Here is a 12,774-nt window from a genome sequence, read left to right as displayed (position 1 = left end):
AATTAAAATAATGAATCAACTAGATTATTGAATTTGATAACATTGTTTGAGCTTCAGATAATCATAATAAAAACTGTTGGTACTATATTGTGCATATTTACATGATGATTTAAACAAGGTCTCTTTTTCATTGTAGAGCATTTTTACCAAAGTTGTGCCTTGAGCATTTTGGTAAATATCCCACTGTAAATTCGCAGCCATTGGCGATACTACTTCACCTCTCCACGTACTATTGCTGTAGTTATAGGTTTGACGTAAAAGTAAAGGCTGCATCATGTCATGTAACTCCAAACTGGTCGCCAGTGGAATAATGATTTCTGCATGTGCGAAGCGTAACACAGCGCGGTGGGACTGTTGTTTATCGACAATTGCATCTACTTGCTTAAACAAATCTTGTTTTAGACCTTGAGCAATGTTACTTGTGACAGCATTTGATTCTTGAAAGCTTGGCCCTTTCTCATAAAAATCATTTGCATCGTTAAATTCAGCATAGAATTTTGCTGCATCTACAGGCATATATTGATCAAAATTTACATCTTTTAATTCAAGCTGCATACCACCAGAAATTGAATACAACTCATAAAGATAAGCTGCTGCATCCACAGCACTTGCAATGGTATTTTTCCCTTTCCCTTTTTCTGTAATGGTTTCACCTTTTGGCGATGTCACGGTATAAGCGCCGCTATTACTAAAGGTATAGCCCGTTGTACCTAACTTTTTGATAAATTCAGGTTTAAAAATTGGGTTAAGCACACTTAGCGCAACTTGTTCTGCACGAGTATCTTTTTCAATTTCTTTGAGTTTATTGGCTAAATCGGCATTTTCTTCTTCAAACTGCTGATAAGCTTGGCTAGCATCATAAATTGCTTGTTGCTTAGTTGATAATGGACTCACCAAATCTTGATCTTTATTCAAGCTATGGAAATAAAGTTTAAAACGATCTACGCCACCATCTTCAATAGATGGAATACTGGTACTGACCAAACTTGTATATGACGTAGGTGTAATTTGATTCTTCAATTGCGGTTGTTGTTGAATCAATTCAGCAGTAAAAAACTTGGCGCTATCAACCGCACGATCTACGCCTGAGCTTTGAACTAAGATAGATTCAGGTTGTGTCGCTGCTGTTTTAAATAGATCAGGTAGACGTTGTAAAAGACGGTCTGCGATACCTCGATGTTCTTGAATACCAAGCATCGTTTCATTGCCATATCCATACTGGCGAATCCCATCTATGCCGTAACCCAGCAAAATATTTGCTTTCATCATATTTTCTAAATCAGCACCTAGCTTTTCACCTAAAGGTGTTAAAGCATTCTCAGCCTTGGCTTGTTTCCATAAATTATAAAGTGCCAAATCATATTTAATGCTCGATAACCCTCGAGAACCATGACGTGCGACTAACTCTGTAAAAACAGGTTTGAAACCCTGTGGGATTGCTTCATATTTTTTTAGATCTTGTTGTGGTTGGTATGGAGTTTTAGTCTGATAATATTTTGATACCGTGTTATTTTCTGGGATTGTTTTTGATTCTGAGTGATCGTCGTTATTACATGCCGCCAATAAAATGCTCATGCATAACACACTGCTTTTCAATAATATATTCATAATGAATTAGCTTATAGGTCAAGAAATGACATGTATCATAGGCAGTAGCAATGACAGTTCGATTACATGACCTTAGCAAATACTGGAAATAGAATAAGATTTTATAACTACTAAATTGCTGTCTTTTCAGAAAAATGAATTTGATTATCAACTTGAGTTAGGTTTAAAGCATATAATTTCCCTAACTCTGCGGGCATGGTTAATAAATCATCTAAATTCTGCTGCCGCGCCAAACAAGTCAACAATTTAATCACCCCACCATGCGTCACAACCAATGCCTTGTTCCAGTTGTGTTGCTGCATTTGTACATAAATTTCATCAAAACCATGCATGACGCGTTGCTTGAATTGAAGCAAAGACTCTCCTTTAGGAGCATGATATTGCGTTGGAAATTGCCAGAAATTAGCCAATAGCTCAGGTGCTGTTTCATAAATAGTTTGAGTCGCAATACCTTCCCAATCGCCAAAATGCATTTCTTTAATTTCAGGATAGAGTGATAAAGGCAATTTTAGTTGTTTCGCTAATGCTTGTGCAAATTTATGGCAACGCTGTAAAGGCGAACTAATGATGACATCCCATTGTGTCTGAGTATCTAAATGATGCTGAATAGTTGATTGCATCTGCAACCAACCTTTTTCAGTCAATTCATCATCTAAGTGCCCACGTAAAGTATGACTGAGTGTTGTTTCACCATGTCGTAGCAGTTCAAGGTGCAACTTTATCACCTGTTACAGCAGCTTCAGCAAATGTTGCCATTTGATTATGTAAGACACAGGCAAGCTGAATCATAGATAATGCTGATCCTGCACCACTGCCTTCTCCTAAACGTAAATTCATCGTTAAGATTGGTTGGGCATCCAATTCTTTTAGAACACGCTGATGACCATATTCCGCTGATTGATGTCCAAAAAGCATCCACTCACGGCTTTGTGGTTGAATACGTACTGCACATAAAGCTGCGACCGAACTAATAAAGCCATCGACGATAATAGGTAAACCAATTTGCGCACATCGTAAATAAGCCCCTGTGATTGCAGCGATTTCCAAACCACCTACAGCAGCCAGAATTTTTAATGCATCATTGGCCACATTTGCTCTATGAAACTTTACTGCTTGATCAATCACTTTTATTTTATGTTGTAATTGCTCAATATTGATTCCTGTTCCTAAACCTGTCAGTTGCTGAGCTGATTCACTCAACAATAGACAAGCCAGTGCTGAAGCTGAACAGGTATTACCAATTCCCATTTCACCTGCAATAAAAATATCCGCATCTTTCGCTTTAGCAAGATCAGCGCTATTTTTACCCAACTCTAACGCGGCTAAACACTCTTGATTGGTCATTGCAGCTTGCTCTGCAAAATTTGCAGTGCCAGCACGAATAGTATGGCATTCAACCCCAACATAATTGTAACTATCGCCTACTGTCCCACAATCAATCACTTGTAAATGGGCATGATGATGTTTGGCAATCACACTAATTGCTGCACCACCCGAAGCAAAATTTTGCAACATTTGACGAGTTACTGCTTGAGGATAAGCTGAAATATTTTCTGCCACAACGCCATGATCACCAGCAAAAATAGTAATCCAAGGTTTATTAATTTTAGGGAAAACCGTTCTTTGTAAAGCAGATAAATTAATCGCAATTTGCTCTAAATCACCTAATGCGCCTGTTGGTTTGGTCAATTGAAGTTGACGTTGCTCAGCTTGTTGTTTTACATCTAGATCAGGTTGTTGTACTGCGGCTAAAAACCATTGCGCTTGTTCAGTCATATTATTTCTCATCTTTTAAAATCATTGGAAAGCCTGCCACACAAAACACAACTTTATTGGCGAGTTGACCTAAGTTCTGGTGTAAACGACCTGCTTCGTCAACAAAGCGACGGCTAAGCTCACCCATAGGCACAACACCTAAGCCCGTCTCATTGCTAACCAAAATAATCTTGGATTTTAATTGTGGTAATACATTTAATAATTGCTGTATTTGTTGCTGCTGCAATGCAGAGTCTTCAGCCAATAACAAATTGCTCAGCCACAAGGTCAAGCAATCGACCAAAATTAGCTGATTCGCTTGATCGCATTGCAAGAGTCGATCTGCCAGATAAGTTGGTTCTTCGAACACTTGCCAATGGGCTGGACGTTGCTGCTTATGATGCGCAATACGCTGCTGCATTTCTGTATCTAAGGCCTGCGCCGTTGCAATATAAATGACCGATAAACCTGTCTCTTTGGCTGTTTGTTCTGCCAAACGACTTTTACCTGAGCGCGCCCCACCTAAAATTAGTTGCAACATATCTAACCTAGTTCAATTTGCTGATAAGGATATAGGAATCCTTGTAAAATCTGTGCTTTATAATAACCAAAAGTCAGTTTTTTGACCTCAATATTTATAGTTTTTACCGAAAATTGTTGTATCCGTTCAAGTACAATATCACTCAGCCAAGCTTCACGATACAAGCCTAAAGTAATATGCGGACAATATTCGAGTGCTGCAATTTCCCCAGATACACGAGCAAATTGCTGACGAATTTGAGTTAGTACACCCTGCTGATCTTTAATCTGTAGAAACAAAGCACTACTAAAGCTATCGATCTGTGTGATTTCAAGCTCAAAAGGTTTGAGCTGTAATGCTTCAACTAGCTTGATCTGCTGCTGTAATTGTTGAATCTGAAAATCATCGTCGTATTGCTTTACGGCAGGCTGCAAGAAACCACACACAAATAAAGTAATGTGATATTGGCGTTGCTGTGCAGGAAGTAATAAATCAGAAAATTGTGCTTGAATTTCATCTAAATATTGAATCAGCTCAGGTTGATCAATCTCAATATACCAAAGACCATAATCTGAACGCCCCTTGTACCATTCAGGATAATCGCGTATTTCGGTCGCAATCAACTGGGTGTCTGCTTGTAATAACACAACTTCAGCATTCTGTTTTAAGGTTGTGTTATTCAAACATAAACCCAGATAGAAGTTAAGGTACATTCACCCTGAGCACTGATGTTTATGCAGTTAGAGGTTTCAACTCCTCCAATTGTGACATGAATGCATTATCATTGAGTTCTGCCTGAATCCCGTGATAGAGCTGGTTTAATAAGGCTATCTTCTGATTTTCAGTGATGTCCATATGCTCAATATTAGTCTGGACATGCTTTACAATCTTAATCTCGTCCAGTCCAAGCATTGTCAGTGCATAGGCATAGCCATAAATTGCACCTTGTATTAACTTCTGATAAGGAAGTTGTTGCTGTACATGAGATTCTAAACTGTCTAAAACACGCTCATTCAGATTGAGTTTTCTGAGCGGGTCACGAGCTACACGTTCACAAGGATCTTTATAAGCAGCTCGACAAGAATGCAGGAAACTTTCCGCCATACGATCTAGTTCTTTGGCTTGGTTGGGAATCATATTGGCCAAACCCAATTTAACTTCGTTGACCACCTGCTCTGCATATTTCATGATTTTTAGATCCGCCATAGCAATACCAATGGTTTCATGTCCAAGTGCACTGGCATACCACGCCAACATGGCATGGCAGCCATTCCATAGGCGATTTTTAATGATTTGAATCTCAGAAATCTGATCCACCAAAATCATTTGTCGCATCTTATTCAGTAACGGACTGCGATTTTCGACATAAATCGGCATATCCATTTCGCTATGGAACAGGATCAAATCCATATTTTGTAAGAATTGCCCTGTTTGAAACTGGCCACGCATGTCTTCTAAACAATGGGTAATCTGCTGTTCTTGCTTTTCAGTCAGGGCTGTTTCATCTGAGAGTTCAATGGTTTCCGAATTGAGATCATTTTGATATTGTTTCAATAAATTGTGCTTGATATTGAGCTGACGATATAAGGCTTGATCAGTCAGTTTTGACACCATTCGATTGACCATGGTATCGCAAAAATAATGTTCACTTAAAATATGTTCGGCAATATCTTCATCTGTTATGGCCAGTAAGGCTTCACGGATATGTTTTAAGACCAAATACTTTGCACACACTTTATTGAGAATAATCAAAAAGGTAATAGGCTCATTATTGTCTGCATCTGCTGACATAAAACGCGCCAATAGTCCTTTAGCAATCGTTATAGCCTCAGACTCAATCGCCTGTTCTGGTAAACACAGTGCGATCAGGCTAGATTGCATATACATTTCTAACATCTGCTGTTCATTGTCAGCATCAATCACTGTGAGATTATCAATACGCTCATCATAGGAAGACTGGCCATACCGAATACTATAGCTGCCAAAACTATTCACTGACTCTAAATATAAACGATTTCTAGTTGATGCCAGAATCCTTTTTGGGCGTGTGTAACCATCCCAATACGACAGGATCTGAGCCACATAACCACCACCAATAGCCCCAAAGCCATGAATTCCAACAGTCAATTGATTGGAACTCTGCGGAAATAACTCTTGTAACTGTGGCATGCCCATTTCGGGAATAAACTCATCTAAACCATTCAAAAAGTCATACATATCCTGATAATAGAAATTTGCTTTAGAGAGCATATGATCATTGGGTTCTTTAATATCTTTGAATAAAATCGTGATACCGCCAGCATCATAGGCTGAACAAATCCCATTTTCAGAATCTTCGAACATTAGACATTGTTGTGGTTGTAGATTTAGCTTTTGTGCGGATTTTAAAAAGATTTCTGGATGCGGTTTACCTTTTTCAACTTCATCCCCACAGACCAGAAGATCAAAAAATTTATAAACATTCGCGTTAATTAGATATTCTTCGGCAATTGCTCGACGACTCGAGGTCGCGACTGCCATTTTTAAGCCTGATTTTCTTAGTCGTTCTAAGACCTGAATCAATCCTTTTTTAATTGGTACACCATTGTTACGGACAAATTCTAGTTCCATTTCATCTGCACGTTTGCGAATGGTAGTATAAGGAACATCTACACCATAAAACTTTTGTGCCAGCTGCTCAGATGCTTTCGCACCCAACCCTAAACACTGCATCAAATATTCATCTGAAAATTCCTGTTCAATCAGCTCTTTTGATGCCTGTTTCAATGTCTGGAAGCGTAAGCGCTCGGTATCAAACATTGTTCCATCCATGTCAAAAAGCGCTCCTTGAACAGGATAATCATGAAAAATAAGCATCTTTACTCCTTTATCTATCTTGTTATGATGTTTTATAGGGTACATAAAAAATCCTGTTAAAATCCAAAACGTCAATAAATGAAATAAATTTGATCAAAAAATAAACATAAAGGCGACTCATCATAGCAATATATGTCTGAAACAGTCGGAACACTTGCATTACGAGGAAAAAGATGAGTCATTTTTAGCCAAAATCCCTTTTATTCATCCAGTAGCAATGCAGTTTCACCCTCTTTTCGAATCAACATCCAACTAAAATAAAGGCCGATCGACATGGTTAAGAACAGTAATAAATAGAATGGGAAATGGGTATTAAAGCGGTACAGGAATGTACTGAGTAATGGGCCAACAATTAAGCCCAGTGCTTGTGTCGCCGTACAAAAACTTGCCATTTTAATTTGTGATTGCTGAGATACGGCTTGAGCAGCGCCTGTGGTAAATGCAGGTAATAAACAGGCCACAGAAATACCATAAAAAATATAGCTGGCCTGAAATACAAAAATAGTAGGTGCGTAGAGTGAAAGTAATAGACCAAAACACATGGTGACTAAACCAATAATCACCAAACTATTTAAATTGAGTTTAAGCACTTTCACGATTAAAAGTTGGGTGAGTACGAGACAAATGCCAACGACCAACATGCATTGAGAAAAATAAACTGCACTCTGTTGGCTACTGAGATAAAACTTATCCTGAATATAAAAACCTGCCGTCATATTTAAAGTCACAATTGCAACATAAGTGACAAAACCTAGAGTTAACCAGATCAGACTTTGTTTCAGAATCGGCTCATTCGCTAGTGCATTATCTTTATCTTGTTGAGGATTGAATGAGTCAGCCTGAACTTGCGGACTTTTACTAAATAGGATACCGAGTGCAATACTGACTAAGCCAAGTAAAGCCACAGCAATCCACATCGGGAAAAGTAAACCACCAAACAATAAAACTGAGGTTGCAAACGGACCTACAATCATCCCAAAACTATTCATTGCACCAAACATAGCCATTTGCTTACTACGATCATTTGCTTCTACTGCATGTGTCATCACATAACTTTGCAGACCAATTTGTGGCAAAGCCATAAAAATGCCTGTAGAAGCACGACTCAATACCAGTAAGATAAAAATGAACAACGTGGGTAAAATCGCTTGTGTTCCAAAATATAGAATCAAGGTGAAAATAGCCCAAGTAAAGGTCATTCCCCAAAAACCATAATTGACGAGTTGGTTACTAGATAACTGATTTTTCTTTTTCGCAATCCAGATCGATGCAATTGCCATACAGACTGCCCCTGCTGAAACAATCACACCACCTTGGAATTCAGATAAATGTAATTGTCGAGTCAGCGGTGCTAATAAAGGGAGAATCATGGAAAAACAAGTTCCATTGATCAAAGCAGCTAAAGCTAAAAATTTTAAATTGTTGTTCATCATCAAAATCATCAAAAGAAAAGGCATCTAAACAGATGCCTTTTTGATTGGATTAGTATTTGAGAGTATAGCTCAAACCGTAAGTACGACCTTGTGCAGCTAAGCTAGAAATATCGCCATATACCGTAGAAACGGCTTGGCTATATACAGACTTATAATCGGTATTCCAAACGTTATATACACCAAAACCTAATGTACCTGGACCTGCTTTCGCATTCGCGATCACATCCATCACTGCAAAACCTTTAATTTCTGCTGGTGGACGACTTCCATATTCAATTGCATCTTTACGCGCTTTGTCTGTACCGCCAACTGCAAGAGTTTGAACACGTAAACCTAGACCATCGTTAAACTGCCAATCTGAATAGACAGTACCTTTTAATGGTGCGACACGGATTGCATCCAACTCCTGCCATTTACCATTTGTATTTTTAAATTGACCACGTGTATAAGCCAAAGTCCCACCGATATTCCATGCATCAGTAACGGCATACTTTACGTTGCCTTCTAGACCGTAAACACGCTCATCGGTATCAATGACTTCAATTGCAAAGTTTGGTGGACCAAATTTCAAAGATTTATCTGACTTGTTATAGAACGCCGTAAGCCCTGTCGTTAAAGCATTGTCTTGTAAACGCCAACCTAATTCAAAGCTATTCACTTTAATTGGATCAATTGTTTGATTGCTTACAACAAAGTTTGCAGGAACGTCTCTTAACATACGCTGTACGTCTGGTAAGTTAGCCCCTTGAGAGAAATTGGCGAAGACTTGTTGAGCATCTGTTAAATGATAAAGTGCGCCAACATTAAAAAGTGTTGCATCATGCTTAACAGAACCACCTTTTAAAGTTATTGGATTATAGGTTGGGATAAAATCTGCAACCATCGCTTCAGAATACGGAATAGAGTCCTGTACTTGGCTATCAATCCGCTCATGGCGAACACCAGCTTGTAGGTTTAAGCGATCGGTTAACTCAAATTGGCTTTGTAAGAAGAAACCTAACTTCTCCGTATCGACATCAGGACCAAAGCCATAACTATTTAAAGGTTTGAACTTCAGACCATTACTACTCATAAAGGTATTTAGATCATAAAGCTGGGCTGTTTGCTTCCCTTTTTCTTTGTCATAATCTACGCCATAAGTTAAGTGTAAAGCTCGTTCTGCAAGATTTAATTTGCTTTGTAAGGCTAACCTTGCACCAAATACATCAATATCAGTTTCTGATTGGGTAACAATATATGTTCCACCTCTAGGGATAGATGCATGTGCTAAAGCATTTGCACTCGGATAAAATCTCCCTTTTTCAGTACGATAATAAGCTTCTGCATTTAAGGTCTGACCAAAGAAATCTTGATTTTCATATTGCGCATTTACAGCTGCACGTTTTGTTCTCGGTTGATTGTCTAATTCCAAACCTTTAACTGCTTTCTGGCTTGGTTTTGCACCATTCAATAAAACAGCTAAACCTGGACCGTAGTCTGCACCGTAGTCACTGTCTTGTTCATCATTATAATATTGTGCACCAATGCTGATACTTTGCTTGTCAGCAAACTGCCAACCTAAACGACCATTAACATCGATAGTTTCCGTATCTTGACGGTCAGTCTGAGCAACTTCAGGCCCAATTCGGTCGCCATGACTGTCTTGAATCTCTCCACGTTTGGTATAGCTCGCTCCTAGGAAACCATTCCAGTCGCCTTGTTTAAACGCAGCGGATTGATACGCTTCATAAGCCAAGGCATCATTTTTAAAGTTATCGCCAGAAGTTACGCCGAGTTTCGATTCAAAATGAACCCCATCGGTCGAACCTTTTTTGGTAATAATATTGATAATGCCACCTGTTGCACCAGCCCCATAGATGCTGCTGGCACCAGATACAACTTCAACACGTTCAATTATGTCTGGACTGATGCTATTTAACTGACGTGAGCTATCACGTGAGCCCGTTTGTGGCACACCATCAATCATGTATTGAACTGTGCGACCACGCATGGTCATACCATAGTTACTGGTCGTGCCAGAACTCGGTGTTAATGATGGAACTAACAAACCCAAAATATCTGCCGTACTTTTACCCGCAGCTGCTTGTTTCGCAATATCTTCTTGTTCAATGCGATAAACTGTACCTGCAATTTCAGCAATACTTTGTGCTGAACGCGATGCTGTCACTACAATCGGTGCCAGTTGTGCTGGTTTTTGACTTTCTACTGCAGCAGTCGTTTGAACAGTGGCATCTGCTTCAACCGTTTGTGCATATAGTTGAGTGCTAATTGCTAAGCTTAACAGCGTTAATGATGTCGAAAGTGTACGAACTTTCATAAATTACCTCTAGGTATGTTGTTGCGTTTGTTTTGCTTTGTGAACTAAAAATTGACTGAGTAAGACGCTCAAGACAGATGCAGCTGCGAGAATGAGATAGAAATTTCCATAACCGAATGCTTTGGCCAAGAAACCAGACATTGCACCGCCAATGAAATAAACCAGCAGCTCAAAACAGACCAAAATGGTAAAGTCTGTTCCTGCTTGTTCTTTTGAGCTGGTATGCATGAAATGAGCGTATAATGCTGTCATAGCGATATAGCGAATGGCTAAAATGACAACGACAAATAGCCCCAATAGCATCTGCCACTGGTTAAACCAGCTCAGTAAAATGGCTACACCAAGTAACAGATAGACCAAACTACGCGCCCAGCCAGCCCAAATCAGTAATCGTGTTGCTGCTATTTTTTTTAATAGGAACGCCGCTGATACTGCGGCTAATAAACCAACCCCTGCACCAATCACGGACATTAATACCCCAATCTCTGCCAATGACCATTTTTGATCGATCAGCATTGGGTTCAACATTGCTATTGCTGGTGCTTCGACTACGCGATAACAGACAATTAAGGCCAATGCCCATAACATCTCAGGGCGTTTGAACGCGCGAATCATACTTGGTGGCTGCTTGGCAATTTTTTCAATATTGTTTTTTTCTTTGATTTGAAATACTGCAAGCATGGTCAGTGCTGTCATAGCAGCTAAACAAATCAGTGCGGTTTGCCAACCATACAGTTGATAAAGCCATAAAGTTGCAGCACCACCAATCATACTGCCTAGCGCCACACCAATACTTTGCGCCATACTGCCTAATCGGTATTCGGATTCAGAAAAGGTTTCAACGGTATAACCATCAATCGCAATATCTTGAGTTGCGGCAAAGGTTGAAATCCATAAACCGACAATGACAAAGATACTTAGACCGTAATCGAATTGTGTCAAAGCCAAGGCAACGACACCTAATACCAAGGCAATTTGAGTAAATAAAAGCCAAGTCTTACGTTTACCAAGCGCCTTAAAATAAAAACGATCAATTAAGGGCGCCCAAAAAAACTTAAATGCCCATGGGATATACAGCAATGACAACATGCCAATCCAGCGTAGATCGACCCCTTGATGACGTAAAATCGCAGGTAAGGCAACATTGTAAAAATACAGCGGTAATGCATGTGCAAGGTACAACACCACCACTACAGATAGACTCAGTGCAGAGACTGTTTTGATTGGAAAATCTTGGTCAGGTTTTATTTGTTGATTCATAAGTACCTCTGCATCGCCCATTGCACGGCATCGGTCTTTTCTAAACTGACAAAATAAGGAACATGCCAGGCTTTTTGCAAAGCTGGCGTGTCTAATCGAATACGATCTGCTTCATCTTGGGCAATGCGAGCAAGGCCTAAACAATATTGATAAAAATCTTGTTTATATTGTTTGTACCATTTCCCCTGAATCACCCGATATTCTTCAGGAAATTCAGTGTTCGGCTCGGTTTGCATAATCAGCACAAAACTTCTTTTTTGTTCGAAATATTGTTGAATATGCGTTAACCATTGCTCAAATTCTGCCACTGAGACATGCGCGGCAAAGCGCATGTCCAAGATGTGCATCTCATTGATGGATAAGCTCATGTAACACTCAGTATTTTGGCTGGCTGATCAGCTAGCTGTTGTTGTGAGGTTTGGTAATATTCACCAAACTTGTTATAAAAAGTTTCTCTAAAGCAGTAATACAGCATTGCCGTTTTTTCTGGCATCGGAATTAAACGTTGAGTTTCGTAGCAAAGTTCTGCGACCACAGCAGCATAAGGTTTAACCGTATGGTCTGGTTCACCCACGATTTTTTTCGCTTGTGAATGTTCAAAAATATAGAAACTCAGTAAACGAATTGTTGGACGTAAAAAGCCTTTGCCAAACACAGATTTATCGCCAAATAGCAAATGCCAACCGAGATCATTGTCATCACCTTGGTAATAACGGCCTAAACGATCACGTTTACCTTCATAGATTTCGGTATATCCCACATCTTTGCCATCCACGCCCACAATCAATAAACGTTGATGGTCATCTGCTAGCATTTTGTCGAAGTAAACCTGTAAATCCAGTTCTGACTTATTCAATTGCCACTGTGGAATAACATGTGGCTCATGCATCCATTGATGTAGCAAAGGAATATCTTGTGGGTATTGCACTTGGCGTAAGTAGTATTGTGTGCCATCTTCGTGGTATTCAAAGTAGTCAGGTAATTGCTGAGAAATAGTTTTCATATCGAACCTTTATAAATTTAGA

General features: G+C 39.4%; 11 protein-coding genes. All 11 read right to left on the bottom strand.

Annotation, left to right across the window (positions count from 1 at the left end):
- Positions 1 to 24 precede the first annotated feature (24 nt).
- A complete protein-coding gene (locus tag AAV96_RS13075) occupies positions 25 to 1,608 on the bottom strand; it encodes a histidine-type phosphatase (protein ID WP_046739614.1) in 1,584 nt (527 codons plus the stop codon).
- Between the two features lie 110 nt (positions 1,609 to 1,718).
- Positions 1,719 to 2,324 carry a histidine phosphatase family protein gene (locus tag AAV96_RS13070; protein WP_046739613.1) on the bottom strand — a complete coding sequence of 202 codons (606 nt, stop codon included), beginning with the start codon at positions 2,322 to 2,324 and terminating at the stop codon, positions 1,719 to 1,721.
- Positions 2,314 to 3,384, bottom strand: coding sequence for a nicotinate-nucleotide--dimethylbenzimidazole phosphoribosyltransferase (gene cobT, locus AAV96_RS13065; RefSeq protein WP_046739612.1), 1,071 nt, complete (start codon positions 3,382 to 3,384; stop codon positions 2,314 to 2,316). The genes AAV96_RS13070 and cobT overlap by 11 nt, the downstream gene beginning before the upstream one ends.
- Position 3,385: 1 nt before the next feature.
- Positions 3,386 to 3,904, bottom strand: a complete 519-nt coding sequence (cobU, locus tag AAV96_RS13060) for a bifunctional adenosylcobinamide kinase/adenosylcobinamide-phosphate guanylyltransferase (RefSeq protein WP_005216074.1) — start codon at positions 3,902 to 3,904, stop codon at positions 3,386 to 3,388.
- A 2-nt stretch (positions 3,905 to 3,906) separates the two neighbouring features.
- The gene (locus tag AAV96_RS13055; RefSeq protein ID WP_046739628.1) at positions 3,907 to 4,530 is read right to left on the bottom strand and encodes a 2'-5' RNA ligase family protein; all 624 of its coding nucleotides are present in this window, start codon (positions 4,528 to 4,530) and stop codon (positions 3,907 to 3,909) included.
- Between the two features lie 85 nt (positions 4,531 to 4,615).
- Positions 4,616 to 6,739 (bottom strand): bifunctional mannitol-1-phosphate dehydrogenase/phosphatase, encoded by a 2,124-nt coding sequence (gene mtlD / locus AAV96_RS13050; protein WP_046739611.1) that lies wholly within the window; start codon positions 6,737 to 6,739, stop codon positions 4,616 to 4,618.
- 200 nt (positions 6,740 to 6,939) lie between these two features.
- The gene (locus tag AAV96_RS13045; protein ID WP_264673822.1) at positions 6,940 to 8,109 is read right to left on the bottom strand and encodes an MFS transporter; all 1,170 of its coding nucleotides are present in this window, start codon (positions 8,107 to 8,109) and stop codon (positions 6,940 to 6,942) included.
- A 112-nt stretch (positions 8,110 to 8,221) separates the two neighbouring features.
- Entirely contained in the window at positions 8,222 to 10,489 is a 2,268-nt protein-coding gene (locus tag AAV96_RS13040; protein ID WP_046739609.1) for a TonB-dependent receptor, read from the bottom strand.
- Between the two features lie 9 nt (positions 10,490 to 10,498).
- Positions 10,499 to 11,749, bottom strand: coding sequence for an MFS transporter (locus AAV96_RS13035; RefSeq protein ID WP_046739608.1), 1,251 nt, complete (start codon positions 11,747 to 11,749; stop codon positions 10,499 to 10,501).
- The gene (locus AAV96_RS13030) at positions 11,746 to 12,117 is read right to left on the bottom strand and encodes a hypothetical protein (protein ID WP_016540230.1); all 372 of its coding nucleotides are present in this window, start codon (positions 12,115 to 12,117) and stop codon (positions 11,746 to 11,748) included. Before AAV96_RS13030 ends, AAV96_RS13035 begins: the two co-directional genes overlap by 4 nt.
- A complete protein-coding gene (gene acbD, locus AAV96_RS13025; protein WP_016540231.1) occupies positions 12,114 to 12,752 on the bottom strand; it encodes an acinetoferrin biosynthesis acetyltransferase AcbD in 639 nt (212 codons plus the stop codon). The genes AAV96_RS13030 and acbD overlap by 4 nt, the downstream gene beginning before the upstream one ends.
- Positions 12,753 to 12,774 lie beyond the last annotated feature (22 nt).

This window comes from Acinetobacter sp. AG1 (assembly GCF_001005525.1).
Taxonomy (GTDB): domain Bacteria; phylum Pseudomonadota; class Gammaproteobacteria; order Pseudomonadales; family Moraxellaceae; genus Acinetobacter; species Acinetobacter modestus.
The sequence above is the reverse complement of the archived record's forward strand: the minus strand, read 5'-3'. Positions and strand labels throughout refer to the sequence as shown.